27 protein-coding genes are annotated in these 24494 nt (G+C 52.1%); 25 read left to right on the top strand and 2 right to left on the bottom strand.

The genetic code is table 11. The annotated features are described in order from the left end of the window. The first annotated feature begins 32 nt into the window (after nucleotides 1-32). The 7 genes from PG722_RS01345 to lysS all read left to right on the top strand — a co-directional run bounded on the left by PG722_RS01345 (nucleotide 33) and on the right by lysS (nucleotide 7573). Complete coding sequence (locus PG722_RS01345) at nucleotides 33-1124, top strand: PucR family transcriptional regulator (RefSeq protein WP_270417587.1); 1092 nt, start codon at nucleotides 33-35, stop codon at nucleotides 1122-1124. A gap of 208 nt (nucleotides 1125-1332) precedes the next feature. Then, a complete protein-coding gene (gene ftsE / locus PG722_RS01340) occupies nucleotides 1333-2013 on the top strand; it encodes a cell division ATP-binding protein FtsE (protein ID WP_110436343.1) in 681 nt (226 codons plus the stop codon). Next, entirely contained in the window at nucleotides 2010-2897 is an 888-nt protein-coding gene (ftsX, locus tag PG722_RS01335; protein WP_118360337.1) for a permease-like cell division protein FtsX, read from the top strand. The genes ftsE and ftsX overlap by 4 nt, the downstream gene beginning before the upstream one ends. Nucleotides 2898-2926: 29 nt before the next feature. Then, the gene (locus PG722_RS01330) at nucleotides 2927-4183 is read left to right on the top strand and encodes a murein hydrolase activator EnvC family protein (protein WP_270579424.1); all 1257 of its coding nucleotides are present in this window, start codon (nucleotides 2927-2929) and stop codon (nucleotides 4181-4183) included. A gap of 61 nt (nucleotides 4184-4244) precedes the next feature. Continuing rightward, complete coding sequence (locus PG722_RS01325) at nucleotides 4245-5408, top strand: S41 family peptidase (RefSeq protein WP_270579422.1); 1164 nt, start codon at nucleotides 4245-4247, stop codon at nucleotides 5406-5408. A 130-nt stretch (nucleotides 5409-5538) separates the two neighbouring features. Next, nucleotides 5539-6012 carry a transcription elongation factor GreA gene (greA, locus tag PG722_RS01320; RefSeq protein WP_117489347.1) on the top strand — a complete coding sequence of 158 codons (474 nt, stop codon included), beginning with the start codon at nucleotides 5539-5541 and terminating at the stop codon, nucleotides 6010-6012. Between the two features lie 55 nt (nucleotides 6013-6067). After that, complete coding sequence (gene lysS, locus PG722_RS01315) at nucleotides 6068-7573, top strand: lysine--tRNA ligase (RefSeq protein WP_118753399.1); 1506 nt, start codon at nucleotides 6068-6070, stop codon at nucleotides 7571-7573. Nucleotides 7574-7615: 42 nt separating this feature from the next. Here lysS and PG722_RS14130 read toward each other — a convergent pair whose 3' ends face one another. Beyond that, a complete protein-coding gene (locus PG722_RS14130) occupies nucleotides 7616-7915 on the bottom strand; it encodes a hypothetical protein (protein WP_442867817.1) in 300 nt (99 codons plus the stop codon). Here PG722_RS14130 and PG722_RS01310 point away from each other — a divergent pair. The 5 genes from PG722_RS01310 to PG722_RS01285 all read left to right on the top strand — a co-directional run bounded on the left by PG722_RS01310 (nucleotide 7811) and on the right by PG722_RS01285 (nucleotide 12454). After that, nucleotides 7811-8113, top strand: coding sequence for a tyrosine-type recombinase/integrase (locus PG722_RS01310; protein ID WP_442861197.1), 303 nt, complete (start codon nucleotides 7811-7813; stop codon nucleotides 8111-8113). The genes PG722_RS14130 and PG722_RS01310 overlap by 105 nt on opposite strands. A 128-nt stretch (nucleotides 8114-8241) precedes the next feature. Further along, the gene (locus PG722_RS01305; RefSeq protein ID WP_270579420.1) at nucleotides 8242-9435 is read left to right on the top strand and encodes a zinc-ribbon domain-containing protein; all 1194 of its coding nucleotides are present in this window, start codon (nucleotides 8242-8244) and stop codon (nucleotides 9433-9435) included. Then, nucleotides 9432-9899 carry an excisionase gene (locus tag PG722_RS01300; RefSeq protein WP_270579419.1) on the top strand — a complete coding sequence of 156 codons (468 nt, stop codon included), beginning with the start codon at nucleotides 9432-9434 and terminating at the stop codon, nucleotides 9897-9899. The genes PG722_RS01305 and PG722_RS01300 overlap by 4 nt, the downstream gene beginning before the upstream one ends. A gap of 9 nt (nucleotides 9900-9908) precedes the next feature. Further along, complete coding sequence (locus PG722_RS01295; RefSeq protein WP_270579418.1) at nucleotides 9909-11168, top strand: site-specific integrase; 1260 nt, start codon at nucleotides 9909-9911, stop codon at nucleotides 11166-11168. Nucleotides 11169-11653: 485 nt separating this feature from the next. After that, nucleotides 11654-12454 carry a DUF4866 family protein gene (locus tag PG722_RS01285; RefSeq protein ID WP_118564247.1) on the top strand — a complete coding sequence of 267 codons (801 nt, stop codon included), beginning with the start codon at nucleotides 11654-11656 and terminating at the stop codon, nucleotides 12452-12454. A 66-nt stretch (nucleotides 12455-12520) separates the two neighbouring features. Here PG722_RS01285 and PG722_RS01280 read toward each other — a convergent pair whose 3' ends face one another. Further along, a complete protein-coding gene (locus tag PG722_RS01280) occupies nucleotides 12521-13849 on the bottom strand; it encodes a threonine/serine ThrE exporter family protein (protein WP_270579417.1) in 1329 nt (442 codons plus the stop codon). A 512-nt stretch (nucleotides 13850-14361) separates the two neighbouring features. Here PG722_RS01280 and PG722_RS01275 point away from each other — a divergent pair. The 13 genes from PG722_RS01275 (at nucleotide 14362) to PG722_RS01215 (ending at nucleotide 24491) form a co-directional block, all read left to right on the top strand. Next, nucleotides 14362-14721 carry an ArsR/SmtB family transcription factor gene (locus PG722_RS01275; protein WP_118360372.1) on the top strand — a complete coding sequence of 120 codons (360 nt, stop codon included), beginning with the start codon at nucleotides 14362-14364 and terminating at the stop codon, nucleotides 14719-14721. Between the two features lie 278 nt (nucleotides 14722-14999). Next, complete coding sequence (locus PG722_RS01270; protein WP_442867810.1) at nucleotides 15000-15290, top strand: DUF4491 family protein; 291 nt, start codon at nucleotides 15000-15002, stop codon at nucleotides 15288-15290. Between the two features lie 24 nt (nucleotides 15291-15314). Further along, nucleotides 15315-15545: a hypothetical protein gene (locus tag PG722_RS01265; RefSeq protein ID WP_118360373.1), complete on the top strand. Its 231-nt coding sequence runs from the start codon at nucleotides 15315-15317 to the stop codon at nucleotides 15543-15545. Between the two features lie 414 nt (nucleotides 15546-15959). Next, nucleotides 15960-17087, top strand: a complete 1128-nt coding sequence (locus PG722_RS01260; RefSeq protein ID WP_270579416.1) for a DUF6017 domain-containing protein — start codon at nucleotides 15960-15962, stop codon at nucleotides 17085-17087. Nucleotides 17088-17102: 15 nt separating this feature from the next. Beyond that, nucleotides 17103-17315 carry a DUF5348 domain-containing protein gene (locus tag PG722_RS01255; RefSeq protein ID WP_117440185.1) on the top strand — a complete coding sequence of 71 codons (213 nt, stop codon included), beginning with the start codon at nucleotides 17103-17105 and terminating at the stop codon, nucleotides 17313-17315. Between the two features lie 42 nt (nucleotides 17316-17357). After that, entirely contained in the window at nucleotides 17358-17834 is a 477-nt protein-coding gene (locus PG722_RS01250) for a PcfB family protein (RefSeq protein WP_055200123.1), read from the top strand. After that, complete coding sequence (locus tag PG722_RS01245) at nucleotides 17831-19636, top strand: VirD4-like conjugal transfer protein, CD1115 family (RefSeq protein WP_022381110.1); 1806 nt, start codon at nucleotides 17831-17833, stop codon at nucleotides 19634-19636. The genes PG722_RS01250 and PG722_RS01245 overlap by 4 nt, the downstream gene beginning before the upstream one ends. A gap of 28 nt (nucleotides 19637-19664) precedes the next feature. Then, a complete protein-coding gene (locus tag PG722_RS01240) occupies nucleotides 19665-19892 on the top strand; it encodes a hypothetical protein (RefSeq protein ID WP_022381109.1) in 228 nt (75 codons plus the stop codon). Nucleotides 19893-19987: 95 nt separating this feature from the next. Beyond that, nucleotides 19988-20203: a Maff2 family mobile element protein gene (locus PG722_RS01235; RefSeq protein WP_002566673.1), complete on the top strand. Its 216-nt coding sequence runs from the start codon at nucleotides 19988-19990 to the stop codon at nucleotides 20201-20203. Nucleotides 20204-20275: 72 nt separating this feature from the next. Then, the gene (locus PG722_RS01230) at nucleotides 20276-21139 is read left to right on the top strand and encodes a VirB6/TrbL-like conjugal transfer protein, CD1112 family (RefSeq protein WP_005946756.1); all 864 of its coding nucleotides are present in this window, start codon (nucleotides 20276-20278) and stop codon (nucleotides 21137-21139) included. Between the two features lie 51 nt (nucleotides 21140-21190). Further along, a complete protein-coding gene (locus PG722_RS01225) occupies nucleotides 21191-21727 on the top strand; it encodes an MT-A70 family methyltransferase (RefSeq protein ID WP_117440187.1) in 537 nt (178 codons plus the stop codon). Nucleotides 21728-21733: 6 nt separating this feature from the next. After that, the gene (locus tag PG722_RS01220; RefSeq protein ID WP_117440188.1) at nucleotides 21734-22183 is read left to right on the top strand and encodes a PrgI family protein; all 450 of its coding nucleotides are present in this window, start codon (nucleotides 21734-21736) and stop codon (nucleotides 22181-22183) included. Then, nucleotides 22086-24491 (top strand): VirB4-like conjugal transfer ATPase, CD1110 family, encoded by a 2406-nt coding sequence (locus PG722_RS01215; RefSeq protein ID WP_117440189.1) that lies wholly within the window; start codon nucleotides 22086-22088, stop codon nucleotides 24489-24491. The genes PG722_RS01220 and PG722_RS01215 overlap by 98 nt, the downstream gene beginning before the upstream one ends. The last annotated feature ends 3 nt before the right edge of the window (nucleotides 24492-24494 follow it).

Raw genomic sequence — 24494 nt, 5'->3', positions numbered from 1 at the left:
GGCGCGTGAAAAAGACGGGAAAGGTGATGGAAATGGCTTCGAGATTGTTCCAGTCGATTGTTTTGCAGATGAAGGATACGGTGGATCGTACGATCGGCATTGTTGACGCAAGCGGTGCGGTCGTAGCATGTACCGATCTGCCTCGTATCGGTGAAATGCGGGAGGAAGCAATCACTGAGCTGGGCTTCGCCGGCGAGATCGTTCGTTTCGGCGGTTATACTTATCATACAACGGGCGACCGTGCGTCGCGTCTGGAATACGCTGTATTCGTACAGGGCGAGGACGAGCTGGCGCGCAGTATCTGCTCGCTGGTTGCGGTTTCGATCAACAATATCAAGACGCTGTATGACGAAAAGCACGACAAGGCTACCTTCGTAAAGAATATCATTCTGGATAATATCCTGCCGGGCGATATTTATATCAAGTCCCGCGAGCTGCACTTCGGCAACGACGTGCCGCGCGTGGTATTCCTCGTGCGCCAGCAGGCGCCGGCCGATGTTGCCGCGATCGACGTGGTAAACGGCATGTTCCCGGACAAGCAGAAGGATTTCGTGCTGCATATCTCCGAGACGGACATCGTTGTTGTCAAGGAGGTCAAGGCAGGCAGTGAGATCAAGGATCTGATCAAGCTGGCAGGCTCTATCGAGGAGACGCTGCTCAGTGAGCTGTCGGTCAAGTGCCTGATCGGCATCGGCTCGGTATCCTCCCAGATGAAGGATATCGCAAAGTCCTTCAAGGAGGCTACGACTGCAATCGAGGTCGGTGCGGTATTTGACACCGAGAAGAACATCATCAGCTTCGAGAATCTGGGCATTGGCCGTCTGATCTATCAGCTGCCGATCACGCTGTGTGAGATGTTCCTGTCCGAAGTATTCCGCAAGGGCTCGATCGACTCGCTCGATCAGGAGACGCTGTTCACGATTCAGAAGTTCTTCGAGAACAACCTGAACGTATCCGAGACCTCGCGTAAGCTGTTCGTACACCGCAATACGCTGGTGTATCGCCTTGAGAAAATCAAAAAGCTGACCGGTCTGGACCTGCGTGAGTTCGATCACGCGATCGTATTTAAGGTAGCGCTCATGGTTCGAAAATACCTTGCAAGCCGCGAAGAAGGTACCAGATAATCGCTGTCTGTTCATAAAATCTACACAGAAAAAGCGTAAATTGTGCAATAATGCCACAGTTTGTCGGCTTGCACATAAACATGATATCTGTTATAATAGACAAAGGTGTATATGTTTACACCTTTGTCTTTTTTGTTTGCTGGAAGGCGAAAATGCCCAATCCGGGGCATTCGCACGCCTTCTGCGTTGGCACCGAGGAGGATTGCCTGTGATACGAATGAGTGAAGCCACCGTGGTTTACGAAAACGGAACCCGGGCGGTGAACAAGGCGAGTCTGCGTGTAGACGAGGGAGAATTTGTCTTTCTGGTCGGCGCGTCCGGCTCGGGTAAAACCACGATCATCAAGCTGCTGACCGGTGAGGTTCGGCCGAGCGAAGGCCGCGTTATCGTCAACAACTACGATATCGGCAGAATGAAAAAGCGGCAGATTCCGTATCTGCGCCGTACATTGGGCGTTGTCTATCAGGATTTCCGCCTGATCAACACCAAAACCGTTTACGAGAACGTCGCATTTGCCATGCGCGCCATCGGTGCCAAGGGCAAGGCCATCAAGCAGCGCGTGCCGTATGTGCTCGATCTGGTCGGCCTGGCCGACAAGGCGCACGAAAAGCCGATGAATCTTTCCGGCGGTGAGCAGCAGCGTGTCGCAATCGCGCGTGCGCTGGTCAACAACCCGCGCCTCATCATCGCGGACGAGCCGACCGGCAACCTTGATCCTGCGCGTTCGCTGGAGCTGATGACCCTGTTTGAAAAGATCAACGAGCTTGGCACGACCGTGCTGATCGTAACGCACGAAAAGGGTCTGGTAGACGAATTTGAAAAGCGCGTTGTTGTGATCGACAACGGTGAAGTCATCAGTGATCAGACAGGTGGGTATTATCAGATATGAGATCAATCGCTTACTATTGGAAGGAAGGCCTGCGCAACATTTTCAAGCACGGCTTCATGTCCGTGGCGGCCGTGGTGATCATGGTCGTAAGCCTGCTGCTGACGGGCACGGTTACGCTGGTGGCCTACAACATTACGAATAACATTACGAGACTGCAGCAGTCCAACCAGATCGTAGTCTGGATTGACGATTCGCTCACCACGCGTGAGGCGAAAACGCTGCAGACGCAGTTCGAGAAGATCGACAACATTGCGTCGATCGCCTTCGAGGACCGCGATGTCGCGCTGGAGCAGTACCGCAAGGAGCTGGGCGACGACGCAGACATCCTCGAGGATTACAACGCGGACAACAATCCGCTGCGCAACAGCTATGTGTTTACCCTGAATGATTCTACGCAGGCGGACGCAACGATCAAAGAAATCGAAGCGGTTGACGGGGTTGCAAGCGTACGCGCGGATGAGGATGTTATCCGCAAGCTGATTCAGATTCAGCGCGTGTTCAACATGATCGCGGCGGCGATGATCGTTGGTCTGGCCGTTATCTCGATCTTCATTATCTCCAACACGGTAAAGCTGGCTATGTTTGCCCGCCGTGAGGAGATCTCCATCCAGAAGATGGTCGGCGCGACCAACTGGTTTATCCGCTGGCCGTTTGTCATCGAAGGCATGGTGCTCGGTCTGGTTGCCGGCGGACTGGCATTCCTCGCGGAATGGGGTCTGTACACTGAGCTGTACAACGTGGCAGGTACGGTTTCTCTGTCCTCGTTCCATCTGCTCTCGTTCGACGTGCTGCGCTGGTGGGTGCTGGGCGTGTACGCAGGTGCAGCCGCACTGTTCGGAATCGGCGGCTCGGTAACGAGTATCCGCAAGTTTATGGATGTATAACGACTGCATAAAGGAGCGAATGTTTCAATATGATGAAAAAGAAAACCGTGCGCCTGATTTCCTGCATTATTGCGGGCATCCTGGTTGCAGCGATGGTGTTCTCGATGATCGCCTCCGGTCTGGTTTATGCCGGTGCGGTGAGCAGTAAGGAACTGAAAAGCAAGCTGTCCGATTTGGAGGATCAGAAGACATCGGTCAAGGCGGAGCTGGATAGTCTGGCAGGCAAGGTGGATGAGGTTGCAAAGACCCGTGCCGCCCTGCAGAAAGAGATCAAGCTCACCAAGGAAGAAATTACGACGGTAACCGCGTATATCGACCGCCTGCAGGACCAGATCGACGTCAAGACGACCGAGCTGGATGCTGCGATCAAGGCGCTGGACAGCAAGAAGGAGCGTTTTTCTGAGACTGTCCGCACGACGTATGAGCAGGGCGAGACCAGCTATCTGGAGGTTCTGCTGAACGCGTCCAACTTCTCTGATCTTCTCAGCCGTCTGGAGATTGTTTCCGCGATCATGGACGATAATAAGAAGATCGTAGCGGAGTACACCGCTGCCAAGGAGGATATTCAGCAGAAGCGCGATGATCTGCAGGCTACCCAGGACGAGCAGGTACAGTATCAGGAAAACCTGAAGTATAAGGCTGAGGAGCTGAAATCCAGCGAGGAGCAGCAGAAGGCACTGCAGAAGAGCCTGCAGGCGTACCAGAAGGAGCAGAAGGCCGAGTACGAGCGCATCACCAGCGAGATGGACACCGTAAGTGACCAGATCGCAGAGCAGTCCCGCAAGGAAGCTGCTGCGGCAGCAGCAGCGGCAGCGGCCGCAAAGAAGAATGGCGGCAGCTCGTCCTCGTCGAGCAGCAGTTCGGCGGGCAATCTGAGCAGCGCAACGCTGACAAGCGGCACGTTCACCTGGCCGCTTCCGGGTTATACCAATAATTCGAGTGCCTATGGCTGGCGTGTACATCCGATCTTCGGTACCCGCAAGTTCCACAAGGGCGAGGATATTCCGGCACCGACCGGCACACCGATCGTAGCAGCTGCATCCGGCACGGTTACCACCGCAGGCTGGGTTTCCGGCTACGGCAACTATACCGTTATCAATCACGGCGGCGGCGTCATGACGGCTTACGGCCATCAGTCTGCCATCCATGTTTCGGTTGGCCAGACGGTAACCGCCGGTCAGACCATCGGTCTGGTAGGCTCTACCGGCAACTCGACCGGTCCGCATCTGCACTTTGAGGTATATGTAAACGGTTCGACGCGGAACCCGATGAGCTACTTCAACTAACGCAATCATATAAAAGGGGAGAGTGTAACGCTCTCCCTTTTCTCGTGGAGGAGGACAAACCATGAAAAAACTGCGGGAGAGACAGGTCTCTCTGCGGATGGCGCTGACCATGTGTGCCGCGGCAGGCGCGATAACGGCAGTCATCTGCCTGATTTCCACCGGCTGGAACACCAACGAGGTCGGAAAAAAGCTGCGCGAGATCGACCGGCTGGTGTCGGATAAATACGTTGGTGAGCTGGATGCGGACAATGTTGCGGATTACGCTGCGGCAGGCTACATTACCGGTCTGGGAGACAAGTGGTCGTCGTATATTCCGGCGGAAAACTACGAAGCCTACCGCATGAGCGGTGAGGGCAAGGGCTGCGGCATCGGCGTTTCGGTGACGAGCACTGAGACGAGTATTCGCGTTACGCTCGTGTACGATGATTCGCCTGCGGCGAAGGCCGGCATCGAAAAGGGCGATTACATTCTCGGTACGGGAGATCTGACGACCGAAAAGGACGGCTCGAGCGCGGTTATCAGCGCGATTTCCGGCAAAGAGGGGACCGATGTGACCGTCACGGTCAAGAAGGCAGACGGCTCCGCCAAGGAGCTGACCATGCAGCGTGCCGTTGTCACGCAGAAGATGGCATGGGGAAAAATGCTGAATGATAAAATCGGCTACATCCGTATCGAGAATTTCCACGACGGCTGTGCCGATCAGTTCAAGACGGCGCTGCAGTCGCTGACCGACAGCGGCGCCGAGTCGCTTGTCATTGATGTGCGCCACAACGGCGGCGGCCGTGTCAAGGAGATGAGCGCGGCACTCGACCCGCTGCTCGGCGAGGGCACCATTATGACGCTGCGCATGAAAAACGGCTCGGAGACTGTTTACACCTCGGATGCAGACCATATTGACCTGCCAATCGCGGTGCTCATTGACGACCAGAGCATTTCGGCAGCAGAATTTTTCGCGGCGGCGCTGCAGGAGTACGACCGCGCAACACTCGTCGGCACGCACACCACCGGCAAGGGACGCGCTCAGCGCACCTACCAGCTGAGCGACGGCTCGGCGGTCAATCTGTCTGTCGAAGAATACTTTACGCCCAAGGGCAAAAGCCTTGCGGATGTCGGCATTGCGCCGGACATTGAGGTGAAGCTGACCGATGAGCAGACGCAGAACTTTTTCTTCCTGACGCCGGAAACCGATCCGCAGCTTCAAAAAGCGATAGAAACTGTGGGATAATCGAGCACTCCGGCAGAAAATCGGACAGAAAATGGTCGAATCGCTTGACATGGCATTGGTGCTTAATTTATAATATAGTGTACTGTACGGCTCGAAAGCCGATGACACTGAGTAAGAAGGGTTTGCAAACATGGCAAAAGAAATTAAACTGACACAGGAAAGTCTGGACGCATATAAGGACGAACTGGAATATCTGAAAACTACCCGTGCGGATGAGGTTGCAGAGCAGCTGAAGGAAGCACGCTCCTTCGGCGACCTGTCCGAGAACGCCGAGTACGATGAAGCCAAGAACGAGCAGGGCAAGCTGTATTCCCGCATTGCTGAGCTTGAGGAGATCATCAAGCACGCAGTCGTTGTAACTGGTGACAGCTACGCTGCAGACGAGGTTTCTCCCGGCTGCCGCTTTATTGTTAAGGATCTCGAGGAGGACGAGGAAGAGGAGTACCACTTCGTCGGCTCTCAGGAGGCCGATCCGATGGACGGCAAGATCTCTGACGAGTCTCCGTTCGGCAAGGCTATGCTGGGCAAGAAGGTCGGCGATGTTGTTGAGGTCGAGGCACCGATCGGCATCGTAAAGTACGAGATCATCAAGATCGAGAAGTAATTCGATTCGTCCTAACGGACGTTAAATGTAAATCTATATGAAAGATGGGGAAGATATGGCAGAACAGCATCAGGCGCAGGATCAGCACGAGCAGACCGCGGAGGAACTGCACGAGCTGAAGCGCATTCGCCGCGAAAAGCTGGCAGAGCTGCAGGCTGCGGGCAAGGACCCGTTCCAGCAGGTGCGCTTTGAGCGCGATCATTATACCACCGATATTCATGAGCATTTTGATGAGCTGGAAGGCAAGACCGTTCGTCTGGCAGGCCGCATGATGTCCAAGCGCATCATGGGCAAGGCTTCCTTCTCGGATATGCGCGACCGCTACGGCCGTCTGCAGCTTTACATCAAGCGCGACAACGTAGGCGAGGACGTATACAAGGGCTACAAGAAGTTCGATATCGGCGATATCATCGGTATCGAGGGCGAGGTATTCCGTACCCAGAAGGGTGAGATTTCGGTTTCTGTAACCGAGCTGACGCTGCTTTCCAAAAACCTTGCACCGCTGCCGGAGAAGTGGCACGGTCTGAAGGATACCGATATGCGTTACCGTCAGCGCTATGTTGACCTGATCGTCAACCCGGAGGTACGCGATACCTTTGAGAAGCGCTCCGCTATCGTGCGCGAGATCCGCAACTTTATGGATTCCCGCGGCTTTATGGAGGTTGAGACCCCGTGTCTGAACACCATTCCGGGCGGTGCTGCGGCTCGTCCGTTCATCACCCATCACAACGCGTTGGATATTGATATGTATCTGCGTATTGCGACCGAGCTGCACCTCAAGCGCCTGATCGTAGGCGGTCTGGAGCGCGTATACGAGATCGGTCGTATTTTCCGCAACGAGGGCATGGACACCAAGCACAATCCGGAGTTCACCACCATCGAGCTGTATCAGGCATACACCGATTACCACGGCATGATGGATATTACCGAGGACATGGTAATCCATGTCTGCGAAAAGGTTCTGGGCGGCACCAAGGTGATGTACCAGGGCACCGAGATCGACTTCACCAAGGGCTGGAAGCGCATGACCATGGCCGAGGCTGTCAAGGAGTATGCCGGCATCGACTTTATGGCGCTCACTCCGGAGGAGGCGCTCGAAGCCGTTAAGGCGAAGGGCCTCGAAATCGAAAAGGGCAAGGAGAGCTGGGGCGACCTGATGAGCCTGTGCTACGACGAGTACGTTGAGGAGAACCTCATGCAGCCGACCTTCATCACCGATTACCCGGTTGAGATTTCTCCGCTGGCAAAGCGCAAGCCGTCCGACCCGCGTCTGACCGAGCGCTTCGAGTGCTTTGTTTACGGCCGCGAGCTGTGCAATGCATTCTCCGAGCTGAACGACCCGATCGACCAGAAGGAGCGTTTCGAGCGTCAGGTTGCTCTGCGCGCCGCAGGCGACGAGGAAGCCGGCATGATGGACGAGGATTTCATCAACGCTCTGGAATACGGTATGCCTCCCACGGGCGGCATGGGCATGGGCATCGACCGTCTGGTTATGTTCCTGACCGACGCTGCATCCATTCGCGACGTTCTGCTGTTCCCGACAATGAAGCCGCTGGACTAAAAAGTTCGAAAAATTGCCGTTTTTGCAGGAATTTCTGCATGATTATGATACAGAAAAGCCGGGCTGTATGCCAACGTGTGCCAAGCGTATGCCAATCTGTGTCGAAGTCGGCAGAATGCCTGTAAAATTACACATTTGCAAAGGTTTTACCGTCGCATCAGAGTGATCTGGTGCGGCGGTTTTTGCGTTTATAACTTCTTTGTCAACCGATTCGGAGAGGTACAGCATCAGGGAACACTGAATAAGGCACTGCGCAGAATCATGCGCGATTGTAATGGCGAAATCCTTGAAAACAATGACATTGACGATGAGCCGGTGCTCCTCCCATGTTTCAGCTGTCATGTACTGCGGCATACTTTTGCAACGCGTATGTGCGAGTCTGGACTGAATGTAAAGGTCGTACAATCAGTGCTAGGCCATGCGGATGTAACCACCACTCTCCAGATTTATGTTACGGTGTCGAACGAAATGAAAAAGAGGGAGATTTTAACCTACAGTAACTATATCCGGACGGGAGAGCGACAGGTACAAAATATATAAGCACAAAACGGGATCTGCCAGGACGATGAAAAATCGCCTGACAGGTCCCTTTTTCAAATTCGCACATTTCTCATATTGAATTTTTTCGTCTATACTGAATCTCGTTAAAGGAAAGCGAGGTGAGAAAAATGAAAAACAGCCTGGAAATTATGTTCCCAGAGGTCGCAAAACAGTGGTCAACGCACAATTTTCCTTTGCTGCCGAAGGATGTCAGCTATGGTTCCAATAAAAAGGTTTGGTGGCGTGGAGAGTGCGGACACGAATGGCAGGCAAGTCCTCATAGCCGAACCGGAAAAAATTCTCCCGGTTGTCCGTACTGTTCCGGAAACCGTGTGCTTGCCGGTTTTAATGACCTTGCATCGAGGTTTCCGGAGATCGCGGCAGAATGGTCGGAGAAGAATTATCCTCTAAGACCGGACGAGGTAACAGCATTCAGCAATAAGAAAGCGTGGTGGAAAGGAAAATGTGGGCATGAATGGTATGCTCTGATTTCCAGCAGATCGGATGGGCATGGCTGTCCCTACTGCGAGGATCATAAACTGCTGAAAGGCTTTAACGACTTTGCTTCACAGTACCCGCAGCTTGCTAAGGAGTGGTCAGAGAAGAATAAGGTCGGAGCAGATGCAGTTACATCCAGCAAAGCGGGACTTTTCTGGTGGCATTGCCCATTCTGCGGAGGAGAGTACAGCGCGTGGATTTCATCAAGAACTGATGGCAGCAGATGCCCGTACTGCACTGGACGAGCGGTAGAAGAAAACCTGAACAGCCTGTCAAAGACCCACCCGGCAATAGCAGCAGAGTGGAATTGCGAGAAGAACGGAACGGTTACAGCAGGTCAGGTTTCGGCCTTGTCAAAGCAGGAATACTGGTGGAAAAGCAGTTGCGGTCACGAATGGAAAGCAAAAATCTATGATCGAACGATGCGAAAAGTGCCATGTCCAAAGTGCGAGCAGGAGTTTGTTTATGTACTCCCTCGATTACTTGTCATGCTGTATACAGGACAAAACCATTTGAAAGTGAATTTCGACACAGATGACTTGACGGGAATCCGCATGGAAATGTATATCCCGGAGTTGAATCTGGCTATCGAAGAAAGAAGTACCGATGAGCGAAATCATGAGCAGAAGGTTAAGAGGTATATTTGCGAGCTGCAAGATGTTCGCTATATCCTGTATAAGCCATTCAAGTCGGCAGAAGATGCGGCAGCATTTATCCGAACGATTTTGAAAGAGCATCATGTACATATTAAGACAACTGCGGCAGACGATATTGCGCTGTGCAGGGAGAAATATAACTTGCTGAAGAGGAGAAAATTAAGATGACCGAAGATATGAGATTGTTGTTGCGGATTCTTTTGGAACAAGAGCTGAGGGAGGTAGAACCAGAAATGCAGCACCCCAGAAAGGAACGGGCAGCAGAGCGGGAGGATGGAATCGATTATGCCCCAGCTGAGAGCAGAGGAAAAACGAAAAGAATGAAAGATACCATGAAGGAGGAGCGGGCTGAGGATTTTAAGCAAGCGAGAGGCGATATGTATTCCGCTCATGAAAATGTCACTTACAACATGAAGAAGGTTCCAATCTGGGAGAAATACGCTTTGTCATTATCCGAAGCAGCTGAATACTTCCACATCGGTACAAGAAGACTTCGACAGATCATTGCGAAGGATAAGTACGCCAAGTATCTGATCTGGAACGGCGGACGGGTATTCTTCAAACGAAAAATGTTTGAAGAATATCTGAATAATGAGGTTCAGCTGTTCAGTAATGACAACACTGAATCGTGAGGTGCTGAGATGGCCAGGAAACGAAGAGATAATAAGGGACGTCTGCTTCTGACCGGAGAAGCTCAGATCAGAAACGGCAGCTATACCTTCCGATACACGGACGAGAACGGGGGTCGCAAAAGCATAACCAACTGGAAACTGCTCCCTGAAGATCCGCCCCCAAAAGGGGATACAAATCCGGAATGTTTGCGTGACATGGAGAACAGGATTACCGACCGGCGCACAAAAGCAATGCCTAAGAAGACGAAAACGGTCAATGCGTTTTGGCAAGAATATATTTCTATGAAATGCGAGATTGCGGAAACAACGCTGGTCCGGTACATTTATCTTTATAACAAGCATGTAAAGAACGAGTGGGGAAAAAGACCGATCCAATCTGTTCGATATTCTGATGTGAAGCAGTTCTATATCAGCAGGCTCAAACATGGCTTGAGCCTTTCTACGCTTGGAAATCTGAACAATGTAATCCATCCGGTGTTTGAGCTGGCCTGTCGAGAGCATTATATCGCCGCTAATCCGGTTGATGGTGTTTATCAGGAGTTCCAAAAAAGAAAGGACTGGGAGCCGAAATACAGAGATGCCTTAACCGAGGAAGAACAGGATAGGTTGCTTTCTTACGTTGCTCATACGCTGGATTATCGTGAATTGCTGCCTGTTTTGACCGTATTTCTTGGAACCGGTATTCGCTCCGGCGAACTTGCGGGCCTTACCTGGGATGATATTGACTTCAAAAAGAATACGATCAGCATCAATCATACGATGAACTATACTGCTACTCTGGACGGAACGTGTAAGTACACTGTGACTGTACCGAAAAGTAATACGGGAAAGCGGGAAATCCCCATGCTGACAGAAGTGCGGGACACGCTGCTGGCGCTGTATGAAAGAAGAAATGATTTCAATGCAGATAATCAGATTGTCGTTGATGGCTATACTAATTTCGTCTTTCGTGATCTGTATGGTCGCGTATACTCCAACCATCGAATCAACCGTCAGCTTAAAAGAATTACGGCGAAATGCAATCAGGAGGAACACGCCGAGGCAGAACAAGAAGGCCGAGAGGAAAATCCTCTTCCCCCGATCACATGTCATATGTTGCGGCATACGTTCTGTACGAGGATGATTCTGGGCGGAATAGACTTGAAAACAGTTCAGATTATTATGGGGCACGCAAATGCCGAAACAACCATGCGCGTTTATGCAAACGTGACCAAAGCGCAAGACCAGAATGAGATGATGCGAATGGAGGGAAAGATGAAGCTGAAGTAGAATTATGCAACTCAAATCCTGTTTGAGGACACTTGGTTTTTCTGCTACCAATGATATATTTGCGGAAAATGCGTGGTATTTCAGAAATGCACTTGTCCGTGCAAACTATACGAACCTGCAGGAAGGTATTCACGAAACAACGGAGTATCTGGAAGCGTTCCTAAGAAATCTGCTTTTGAACGAGAAGAACGAGCTTCATAATACATATAAGTGGACTTTTGAATGAAGAAAAAGTGGATATGGGAAATGCGAAAGTGGATATTGAAAGCGTGCTTTCCGAGAAAGGCAGTAATTTCTCAGTAAAAACGACGGTTCATATTCATAGACTCTTTTGTGAATGCTACCCTAATAGTTGGCCACAGGAGATGCGGGAGGTTTGACGGTTACGTTATAATTTGAAAAATACGATTGACATACGAGATAAACAGGGCTATGCTTGTATTGCAAAAAAGCAAGCTCTTGACAGTGCATGAGGAGGAATTATCATGACATCACTTTTTCCAAGAGAGGAACACGCCGAAGCACTGTTCCACAGAATTCTGAGCAATCCGGGTGCAGAGCAGCAGTTGTACGAAACCTTCTGCATGGAGCAGGAGAATGCATCGTTTGAGGATGGCGGCGGTGCAGAGTGCAGCTTTGCGAAAGCGCTTTTGCAGGCTTACGAGAACCGCGATATTTCCGCGCTGACGATTGCGCTATGCAATAACACGATGTTCGATCTGCTGCGCACAGCCTATCTTATTCCGTATCGCTTTCATGGCAAAAACGGCGGGAATCCCAGACTGCTGACCGATGCGAACGGTGAGGTGCGCGAGGAATACCGCAATGCCGTCTCGGCACGAGAACTGCGCAAGTTCCACGATATTTACCGTCAGCACCTGTCTGTACCGCGTGCGGCGCTCTACCTGGCCGATGGCAGTCATCTGCGCCACAAGTATACCAAGGACATGCAGGTGCGGGAGATGTATTCGCCGTCCCGCCGCGGCGTGCTGACGCTGTACGCGCTGCCGGATACGGTCGAGCAGGGTCTGACCGAAGCACAGGCGTACAACATCGTCTGGGACGCATTCAATGAAATCCAGCAGAGGTGTCCGACCGCGATGGTATTCTACGGTCAGGACACCGGCTACAAGTTGCAGAAAAGCCACGATGAACTGGGCGTTCTGCTGCCGCTTAAGGAGTTTGAACATAACATCCTGCACCATCTCGAGCAGGTGGACGGCATTGTGCTGCGCTGTCGTGAGGAGATGATCCATCAGGCTGGCAAGGACTCGCTGCCGCTGTAAAACGAATAACAAAACCGCTGCTATGAGGAAAACTCACAGCAGCGGTTTTGGCTTGTCTGCAGAAAATCAGGTGCAGTAACGGAACATCTTATCCGTCATAATGCGGGCGAAGATCAGTCCGAGCGGAAGCGCGAGAATGATCAATGTGGCAGACGCGAACCACGAAGCGGAAATGCTCAGGTTCATCATACCGAGATTGTAAATTGCGCGGTAGAGATACAGGCCGGGCACCATAATCACAATAGATGGCACTGTAATCGCGATGCGCGGAAAACCGGAGTGCTTTTTGTACGCAGAAGCCAGCAGTCCGGCGATCATGGCCGCGAAAAATGCGGCAGCCGCAGGCGGCAAAGATGCAAGGTCAACCAGCTCCAGACGCAGCGTGTTGGATATTGCGCCGATAACCGCGGCGGACATCGCCAGTGGTACCGGGCTGTTGAACATGATCGAAAAGCCGAACACACCGCAGAAGCTGGTGAGCAGGCGGAATACGATATACTGCAGCATGCTGAGGTTCAGCGGCAGAAAATCTACCGGTTTGAGGTGCAGCGCGAGCGCCATCAGCCATGCGGCCATCGTGGCAATCAATACGATCATTACCGCGTAGCTGAGCCGTTCGAGACCTGACCGCATATCCAGCTTGGCCATGTCGATGCCGCTGGTGATGAACGGAAATCCGGGAATGATGAACAGCATGGAGCAGATGTAGCCGGCTTCGTGCTGGACATTGATGCCGCAGGTCATCTCGGCAATCTTGAGACAGCCCGCGTACACCAGACAGGCTGCTGCGACCGAAACAGTCGTGCAGAGCACAAGCGTCAGATGGTGCTTGGACAGCTTGCAGCGCACGGCGTTGCCGATACCCGCGCCAAAGAATGCGAGTATCATCTCGACCCAGCCGCCGCCGAGCAGAAACGTAAATGCACCGCAGGCGAGGGCAGCCGCCAGACCGAGCATCAGTGGCGAATACAGTCCGTGCACCTGCTCGATTTCGTCAAGGTGGGTGTGCATCTGCTCGCCGCTCATACGGGAGCAGATGTCGGCAAACTCAGCGACGAACTGCTCGAGTCGGTTGAGCTTTGAGGTGTTGACGCCTGTGCTGGTCAGCGTGAGCGTTTGCGAAAAGGCCTGTTCACCGTCAAAGCAGGTGTATTCGATCGAGGTCAGACCAATGTCGGCTGCACAGACCAGCCCCAGCTCCTCCGCGAGCGTGTTCATCGAACTGCGGACACGCCATGCACCGGTGCCGCATGAGAGCAGCATCAAGCCGGTGCGGCCGATGACGGAGGCCTTCTCGCGCAAGGGCGCGGCAGAGATCGGTAGAGTAGCATCATGTGATGTGTAATCGTGCCACGCAATGTGCATGTGGTTGGGGCGAAAAGCAGTTTGTGGCATAGTAATACACTTCCTTATATGGCTGTATTGTAGTCGTTCTGTGCAGTAAAGTCAATAGATGAATGTAGAAATCGTCTGTTCAATTATTTGTAAAAGTAAATTCCTGTTGGGTGTGGAATTTAGCCTTACAAACTTATTCGCTGTTCACCTGTAGTGGTAAAAATCACATATTTTGCAGAGTCGCCGTATTCTGAGCACTTTGCCTGTGAAGCTTTCAGTAGTTTTGCTTTTTCAACTTCTTTATTAATCTCATATATCTGCTTCTTGGCCAGTTTGGGATTAAAAGTAACAATCCTTTTTTCTGTTATCTTGAACTTTTTAATTTTTCCTGTTTCGGAGTCCTTGAATTTATATTCAAACTCATCTACACATTCTTTGATGCGGTATAAAAGTATTAAGCAGTTAAAAACAAAAATCCAAGAAGATATTTACTAATCTTATTGACATAGAAAAATAAATGAATATAATTTTAGTTGAACAACTATTCAACTAAAATTATACGAGGTAAGTGTATGCCTAAACCGTCTTATATTTGTAATTGCGATGTAATTCATGAGGATATTGTGAATGATGTGAAATCCAAGATGCAACCCAAAGATGATTATATCCAGTTAGCATCTTTATTTAAGCTATTTGGAGATGGTACCAGAGTACAAATCTTACACGCTCTGGAACAGAGTGAGATGTGTGTATGTGATCTTGCTGTGCTACTGGGGGTAACGAAATCCGCAATCTCACACCAGTTAAAGGCATTGCGTCTTGCGAATCTGGTAAAATTCCGTAAAGAAGCACAGATAGTTTACTACTCGCTGGCAGATGATCATGTGAAAGAGATTATTGACAAGGGATTTGAGCATCTTTGGCAGAAATAATATTTTTTAATATTATAGTTGAGTAATTGAACAATTAAACAAATTATAGAGTAGGGATGCGCTGATTGCTGCAGGTTATGATCCGTGTAAAAATGCAATCCGTAAAAATGTGTCAGATATTTAAAAAAATATGGAAGAGGAAGGTTGTAGTTCTATATTGCAATACTTCTTCTTTGCGCATATTGGATATGTTGTTGAGGGCGACTGTTGCACGCAGAAGATAAGTTGCGCCGGTCTGCGATAATGTGCTGTTTGTATAAGGAAAAGGACAAGGAGTTATGATGAATTTTAGTGGTATATTGATTGGTGTGCTTACCTTTTTTCTGATTGGATTGTTCCATCCTATTGTTATATATGCGGAGTATTACTTTGGAAGCCGCTGTTGGCCGGTATTTTTGCTGTTGGGCATTTTGTGTATGATTCTATCCGTAAGAATGCAGGAAATACTTTGGTCGGTTTCCCTGGGTGTTTTGGGCGTCAGTTGCTTTTGGAGCATTAAGGAACTGAAAGAACAGGAAAAAAGAGTGGCAAAAGGATGGTTCCCGAAGCGGAAGGTGGATAAGCACTAAAGAAGAAAGCGGGGAGATGAGAAGATGGCGGTATGGAGATTACAGGTGAATACTGGGGGAGCGAACGTTGCGGATTATTGCTTGCAAAACCATGTTGCAGCACTTGGGGGCTGGCAAGGTACTTGCTATGGAGCGTTTATCAAGGCAATCTTACACGTTTCTGACGAGCTGATTGAAAAAATCTATATCGACTTCTTCAACAGACTGCCAGAATTCATGCAGAACGCCCTAAGTGAAGACTTCCGGGTGGCGTAAGTGGTATTTTTAGGATCTGAAATATAGAGTTTTCAAGGTACAAATCCCACTATTTATGTGGGAAGTTTAAGTGAGTAATTGAACAATTAAACAAATTATAAGGAGATTATCATGAAACGCATATTTCTATTAAAAGGGTTGGACTGTCCAAATTGTTCTGCAAACAACTCTGATTATCTCCAAAAAGCCCGGAAATACGGGCATTTCACGGGATATAAGAACTGAATTTACTACCGATTTACTACTTTCGGATTGAGCTTTGACACGCTTCTTCCTCCCGTGAAGCCCACCGCCCAAATAGTGACACATCGAAAATTGAATACGACACCGCAGACAGCGGCGTTCTCTTTTCCCCTTTGGGGAGATCAGGACGCCGCTTTTTTGCGCCCAAAACCAGAAAGGAGGCGACCGCCTATGTACTTTACTTCCGGCAGCGACCGGGCCTTTGAACAGCTCATGCAGACGAGGCCGGGCGCAGATCATTTTGACAGCGGCGAGGCCGGAGCGCCGGAGGATTGCGGTACCTGCCGTTTCTACCGCCCGCACTGGAAGTACCAGTTTTGTGTGTATGAGGAATGTCCCTACCAGCCGGGCAAGCTCACCGCCCTTGACGGCGCGGTGAAATTTCAAGTGAAAGGAGTGGACGACGAGATGGCAGTTTTTCGAGTGGAGAAAAACCGGGGCTACACAGTGATGTCCAACCACCACCTGCGGAACAAGGACTTGTCCCTGAAAGCCAAGGGCCTGCTGTCGCAAATGCTGTCCTTGCCGGAGGATTGGGACTTTACGCTGAAAGGCTTGTCCCTTATCAACCGGGAGCAGATCGACGCGATCCGGGCGGCTGTCCGGGAGCTGGAACAGGCGGGCTATATCGTGCGTTCCCGTGAGCGTGACAGCCAAGGCCGCCTGCGCGGGGCGGATTACATCATTTACGAACAGCCCCAGCCTGTGCCGGATTCACCTACATTGGAAAATCCAACATTGGATAATCCAACGCAGGAAAAGCCTACGCAGGAAAAACCAACGCAATTAAATAAAGATAGATCAAGTAAAGAGAAATCAATTACAGATGGATCAAATACCGATTCCATTCCTATCCTTTCCCCTCCCTCTCCTTTGGGGGAAGAAGCGGCTGCGCCGCCGGAACGGAAAGGAACGGGAGCGAAGTCACAGAGCGCCGTAGAGATTTACCGGGAGATCATCAAGGACAACATCGAGTATGAACACCTTTGCCAGTACGCCAAGGGGATTGACCGGGATATGCTGGACGAGATCGTGGACTTGCTGGTGGAAACCGTATGCAGCGCCCGAAAGACCATCCGCATTGCCGGGGACGATTACCCCGCCGAGCTGGTGAAATCCAAGCTGATGAAGCTGAACAGCTCTCACATTGAGTTTGTCTTTGACTGTATCAGCAAAAACACCACGGAAATACGGAACATCAAAAAATACCTGCTGGCGGTTCTGTTCAACGCCCCAAGCACCATCAACGGCTATTACACGGCGCTGGTGGCCCATGACATGAACACTGGCAAAATCTGAAAGGAGGACGGCCCTATGAAACAGGGTGCTTTGATTTTTGACGAGCAGACAGACCGCTACGACATCCGCTTTGACCTTGCGAACTATTACGGCGGCCTGCACTGCGGAGAAACTTTTGATGTGATGGTGGGCGGCAGATGGAGGCCGACCCGCATTGAGATGGCCGAGAACTGGTATCTGGTAGGAATCCATGCCGACGACCTCTCCGGCCTGCGGGTGCGGATTTAAGCCATCCGCCTGCCTGCTGACTTTCCAAAGGAGGGATAGCAGTTGCAGGAAGAAGTAGACCAGAAAACCATAGCGTTAGCGGTTAAGACGGGCAAGCTCACCGCCCAAGTGCTGCAAGCGGCCATCCGAAAATATCTGTCCGCCCGGCAGAAAGGGACGGGTAAGGCCCATCACGGCCAGCAGAGCTTACGGCAGCTCAAAAAGGACGGTTCCGCCCTGTCCAACATTGAGATCACCGACGCCAACATTGGCCTGTTTAAGCCCTGCGCCAAGAAATACGACATTGATTTTACCCTGCGGAAAGACCGCACTACCCATCCGCCCCGGTATATCGTGATCTTCAAATCCAAGCAGGCGGACAATCTGGAACAGGCGTTTAAGGAGTTTACAGCCAAGAAGCTCCAACAGCAGGAACGCCCCTCCATCCGAAAAACCCTTGCCGTCCTGAAAGAAAAGGCAGCGGCCAGAAGCAGCCAGCAGGCCAAGGAGAAAATCAAGGAAAGGGGGCTGTCACGATGAAGCCGGAAATGAAAAAGCTGATAATCGCCAACCTGCCCTATCTGCTGTTTGTGTACCTGTTCGGCAAGCTGGGACAGACCTACCGGCTGGCGGCTGGGGCGGACTTGTCGGAAAAGCTGCTGCACCTTGCGGACGGCTTTTCCCTTGCCTTTGAAAGCGCCGCCCCCAGCTTCCACCTGTTCGATCTGGCGGTGGGCGTGGCCGGTGCGGTGGCACTGCGGCTGATGGTGTACTGCAAGAGCAAGAACGCCAAGAAATACCGCCGGGGCGTCGAGTACGGCAGCGCCCGTTGGGGAGGCCCCAAAGATATAGCCCCGTACATCGACCCGGTGTTTGACAACAACATTCTCCTGACCCAGACGGAACGCCTCACCATGAACAACCGGCCCAAAGACCCCAAGACCGCCCGGAACAAAAATGTGCTGGTGATCGGCGGTTCCGGCAGCGGCAAGACCCGGTTCTTTGTGAAGCCTAACCTTATGCAGTGCGTGTCCAAGGACTACCCGACCTCATTCGTGATTACTGACCCGAAAGGAAGTCTGATCGGCGAAGTGGGCCAGCTCCTTGTGCGGTGCGGCTACCGGGTAAAAGTGCTGAATACCATTAACTTTTCCAAGAGTATGCGCTATAACCCGTTTCGCTACATCCATTCGGAAAAGGACATTTTGAAGCTGGTAAACACGCTGATCTGCAACACCAAGGGCGAGGGCGAAAAGAGCGCCGAAGATTTTTGGATCAAATCGGAACGCCTGCTGTATTCGGCCCTCATTGGCTATATCTGGTACGAAGCGCCGGACGATGAAATGAATTTCACTACGCTGCTTGAAATGATAAATGCCAGTGAAGCCCGCGAGGACGACCCAGAATTTCAATCCCCGGTAGACCAGATGTTTGAACGGCTGGAAGAAAAAGACCCGGAACATTTTGCGGTGCGCCAGTACCGTAAATTCCTGCTGTCGGCAGGCAAGACCCGCAGCTCCATCTTGATAAGCTGCGGAGCCAGATTAGCGCCTTTTGACATCAGGGAGGTGCGGGAGCTGATGGAGGACGACGAACTGGAACTTGATACCATCGGGGATAAAAAAACGGCCCTGTTCCTGATTATGTCGGACACGGACACGACCTTTAATTTCATTCTGGCAATGGTGCAAAGCCAGCTTATCAACCTTTTGTGCGACCGGGCCGACGACAAATACGGCGGGCGGCTGCCCGTCCATGTGCGGCTGATTCTGGACGAGTTCGCCAACATCGGCCAGATTCCAAACTTTGACAAGCTGATTGCCACCATACGAAGCCGGGAAATCTCGGCTTCTATTATTTTGCAGAGCCAGTCGCAGCTAAAGGCCATTTACAAGGACGCGGCGGAAATCATTTCCGACAACTGCGACTGTACGCTGTTCCTTAGTGGCCGGGGCAAGAACGCCAAGGAGATTGCGGAGGTGCTGGGCAAGGAAACCATTGACAGCTACAACCAGAGCGAGAACCGGGGCGCGCAGACCTCCCACGGACTGAATTACCAAAAACTCGGAAAGGAGCTGATGAGCCAAGACGAAATTGCAACGATGGACGGAGGCAAGTGTATTTTGCAGGTGCGCGGCGTGAGGCCGTTTTTCAGTGAGAAATACGACATCACCCGCCACCCCCGCTATCAATACCTCTCGGACGCCGACAAAAAGAACACCTTTGATGTGGACAGCTACCTGTCGTCCCTGCGCCGGAAAAAGCGGCGCGTGATAACGGAGGACGAACCCTTTGACCTCTACGACATTGAGCTGTCGGATGAAGATTTTGCCGTAGAATAAAGCGGCCATAGAGAAAGGAGCGTGACCGATGGGACACTCGGACGAATGGACATTTGCGGATTATTTCAGGTATGAGAAAGAAATCTACCGGGCGATCATTTCCGCTGCGGTTCTGTGCCAGTGGATTGCGGAACATGATACCCCGCCCACGGACGGGGAAGCCGAAGAACTTGTAAGGGAAATAGACCGCAGACTGTGTGAAGCATGGGGCGAGATTTTTTCGCTGGCTGTGCTGAAATGGCGGGACGGCCAGTAACTCCGGGCCGTCTGCGGATTGTGAGGCTGCCGCTATGTATGGCGGCTTTTTTGTACCCAAACACCATCACGATCTGAATTTATGGAGGTAAATTTATGGAATTTTTCAATAGTGCAGTTGATACTTTGCAGACCATTGTTGTGGGCCTCGGCGGCGCGCTTTGCGTATGGGGCGGCGTCAATCTTTTGGAGGGATACGGGGCGGACAACCCGGCGAGCAAGAGCCAGGGAATCAAGCAGCTTGTCGCCGGAGGTGGTGTTGCCCTGATCGGTATGACCCTTGTTCCGCTGCTGTCCGGGCTGCTGGGATAACCCCCATGTGTGTTAGAAAACCCTCCGCGCCCTCTCTGATCGGGGAGGGCGCGGGAAAGGAGGTGTCCCCACATGATCGGTGATTTAATCGGGGAATGGATCAAAGGAATCCTGATCGACGGTATCATGGGCAACCTGTCCGGCCTGTTTAACACGGTCAATACCAAAGTCGGGGAAATCGCGTCGGATGTGGGCAGTACCCCGCAGGACTGGAACGGCGGCATTTTCTCCATGCTGCAAAACCTGTCCGAAACGGTGATCGTCCCCATTGCGGCGGCCATTCTCGCCCTTGTGATGTGCTATGAGCTGATCGACATGATTGTGGAAAAGAACAATATGCACGACTTCGACAGCTCCATGTTCTTCCGCTGGATTTTCAAAAGCGCCTTTGCCATCCTCATTGTGACAAACACATGGAATATCGTCATGGGCGTATTTGACGCCACCCAGCAGGTCGTCAACCAGAGCGCCGGGGTGATTATCGGAGATACCAGCATTGATTTTGACACGCTGCTCCCTGATCTGGAAAGCCGCCTTGAAGCAATGGACATCGGGCCGCTGCTGGGCCTGTGGTTCCAGACCCTTGTTGTGGGGCTGACGATGAACATTCTTTCCATCTGCATTTTCCTTGTGACCTATGGAAGAATGATTGAAATTTACGCCGTGACCGCATTGGGGCCGATCCCCCTTGCCACGCTGGGCAATGCAGAGTGGCGCGGCATGGGCCAGAACTACTTGAAATCCCTGCTTGCGCTGGGCTTCCAAGCCTTTTTAATCATGGTGGTTGTCGGGATTTATGCGGTGCTGATCCAGCAGATCGGAACCGCCGACGACATATCCGGCGCAATCTGGGGCTGTATGGGCTATACCGTTTTGCTTTGCTTCTGTCTGTTCAAGACCGGCAGCATATCGAAAGCCGTATTTACCGCACATTGACAGACAGGAGGAATACCAACCATCGAAGAAACACAAAAGAAAACCTACAACATCCTTTACGCCGACCCGCCGTGGCGATATGAACAGAAAGCAGTACAGGGTGCAGCAGAAAAGCACTATCCCACCATGAGCATTGACGAGCTGTGCGCCCTGCCGGTGGAAACGCTGGCGGAAAAAGACTGCCTCTTGTTTTTGTGGGCGACTTTCCCCCAGCTCCCGGAGGCGCTGCGTCTGATTAAGGCATGGGGCTTTTCCTTTAAGACCGTGGCCTTTGTCTGGCTGAAATTGAACCGCAAAAGCCCCACATGGTTTTACGGGCTGGGCTATTGGACGAGAGGAAACGCGGAAATCTGCCTGCTTGCCAAGCGGGGCCATCCCAAGCGTTACTCCAAAAGCGTCCATCAGTTTATCATTTCCCCGGTGGAGGAACACAGCAAGAAACCAGACATTACCCGTGAGAAAATTGTAGAGCTTGCGGGCGACCTGCCCCGCGCAGAACTGTTTGCTAGACAGAAAATCCCCGGCTGGGATGCGTGGGGCAACGAAGTGGACAGCGATTTTTCCCTGTCCGTACCAGAAACGAGGTGACTTTTTATGGCTTATGTAACTGTCCCCAAGGATTTAACCAAGGTCAAATCCAAGGTAGTATTCGGGCTGACGAAACGCCAGCTCATTTGTTTTGGCGGTGCGCTGCTTGTAGGCGTCCCGCTTTTCTTTTTGATCCGGGGCCGCGTCCCGACCAGCGCGGCGGCGCTCATTATGGTGTTCGCTATGCTGCCGGGCTTTCTGCTGGCGCTTTACGAAAAACACGGCCAGCCCCTTGAAGTGGTGGCGCGCCAGATCGTCGAGTGCTGCTTCATCCAGCCCAAGGAACGCCCCTACCAGACCAACAACGCTTATACCGCCCTTGTGCGGCAATCCCAAATGGAAAAGGAGGTCAACGCCATTGTCCAAAAAGCAAAAGAACGAAACGAGCGCAAAAGCGCCGGTCAAGCTCACCCGCGCCGAAAAGAAAGAGATTCAGGCCGTCATCCGAAAGTATAAGGGCGACGGCAAGCCCCATTCGGCACAGGCCAGTATTCCCTATGAGGCCATGTATCAGGACGGCGTATGCCGGGTGACGCCCCGCACCTTTTCCAAGTGCATTGAGTTTACGGACATCAGCTACCAACTGGCGCAGGCGGACACCAAGACCGCCATCTTTGAAAACCTGTGCGACCTCTACAACTATCTGGACGCCTCCATTCATGTGCAGTTTTCCTTTATCAACCGCAAGATCGACCCCAAGCAGTATGCCAAGAGCTTTGAAATCCGGGCGCAAGGAGACGACTTCGACGACATCCGCAGCGAGTATTCCGACATTTTGCAAGACCAGCTTGTGAACGGGAACAACGGCCTGATGAAGCGGAAATTTATGACCTACACCATTGAGGCGGACAGCCTGAAAATGGCCCGCGCCAGACTGCGCCGGATCGAAACCGACCTTTTGGGCTATTTCAAGAGCATGGGGGCCTCCGCGTGGGGACTGGACGCCAAGGAACGGCTGGAAGTCATGCACAGCATTTTCCACCCGGACGGGGAACCGTTCTCCTTTGACTGGAAGTGGCTTGCCCCGTCGGGGTTTTCTACCAAGGACTTTATCGCCCCGTCCTCGTTCCGCTTCGGCAATGCCCGGATGTTCGGGCTGGGCGGCAAATACGGGGCGGTGAGCTTCCTGCAAATCCTCTCCCCGGAGCTGTCGGATGAAATGCTGGCCGACTTTCTCAACACGGAAAACGGCATTGTGGTGAACCTCCATGTGCAGGCCATCGACCAGAGCGACGCCATTAAGACGGTCAAGCGCAAGATCACCGACCTTGACGCCATGAAGATTCAGGAACAGAAACGGGCTGTCCGCAGCGGTTACGACATGGATATACTTCCCAGCGACCTTGCCACCTACGGGCAGGACGCCAAGGAGCTGTTAAAGACCTTGCAGAGCCGGAATGAACGGATGTTCCAGCTTACCTTTTTGGTGCTGAACACCGCAGACACCCGGCAAAAGCTGGAAAACGATGTGTTCTGGGCTGCTGGGATCGCACAGAAGTACAACTGTTCCCTTGTGCGGCTGGACTACCAGCAGGAACAGGGGCTTATGAGCAGCCTGCCGCTGGGGGCCAGCCACATCCAGATTGAACGCTCCCTGACGACTTCCAGCGTGGCCGTGTTCGTCCCCTTTGTGACGCAGGAGCTTTTTCAGGGCGGCGACGCCATGTATTACGGGATCAACGCCAAGACCGGCAACATGATTATGCTCGACCGCAAACGGGCGAGGTGTCCCAACGGGCTAAAGCTGGGGACACCGGGAAGCGGCAAAAGTATGAGCTGTAAATCAGAAATTTTGAGCGTGTTCCTCTGCACCCCGGACGATGTGTATATCTGTGATCCAGAGGCCGAGTATTACCCCCTTGTGAAGCGTCTGCATGGGCAGGTGGTGAAGCTGTCGCCTACCAGCAAAAACTATGTGAACCCGCTGGACATCAACCTGAACTACTCCGAGGATGAAAACCCGCTGGCCTTGAAATCCGACTTTGTGCTGTCGTTCTGTGAGCTTGTCATGGGCGGCAAGAACGGGCTGGAAGCCATTGAAAAGACGGTGATCGACCGGGCGGTACAGGTGATCTACCGGCCTTATCTGGCAGACCCCAAGCCGGAAAATATGCCCATCCTTGCAGACCTGCACAAAGCCCTGTTAGACCAGCATATCCCGGAGGCCGACCGGGTGGCGCAGGCCCTTGACCTGTATGTGTCCGGCAGCCTAAATGTGTTCAACCACAGAACCAACATCGACATTCAAAACCGCATTGTGGCCTTTGACATCAAGGAGCTGGGCAAGCAGCTAAAGAAAATCGGTATGCTCATTGTCCAAGACCAGATTTGGGGGCGCGTCACCCAAAACCGCAGCAAGGGCAAGGCGACATGGTATTTCTGTGATGAGTTCCACCTGCTTTTGCGTGAGGAACAGACGGCGGCCTTTTCCTGCGAGATTTGGAAGCGTTTTCGTAAGTGGGGCGGGATTCCCACAGGTGCGACGCAGAATGTAAAAGACCTGCTTTCCTCCCCGGAAATTGAGAACATTTTGGAAAACAGCGACTTTATCTGCCTGCTCAATCAGGCCAGCGGCGACCGCAAAATCCTTGCGGAACGGCTGAACATTTCGCCCCAGCAATTACGGTATGTGGACAATTCCGAACCCGGCGAGGGGCTTCTCATTTACGAAAATGTGATCCTGCCCTTTAAGAACCCCATCCCGAAAAACACCCAGATCTACCAGATCATGACGACCCGGTTAGGCGAGGGGGCGACGGTATGAGGC

It is taken from the genome of Butyricicoccus sp. OF27-2pH9A (assembly GCF_027693185.1).
GTDB classification, from domain to species: domain Bacteria; phylum Bacillota; class Clostridia; order Oscillospirales; family Butyricicoccaceae; genus Agathobaculum; species Agathobaculum butyriciproducens.
The sequence above is the reverse complement of the archived record's forward strand: the minus strand, read 5'-3'. Positions and strand labels throughout refer to the sequence as shown.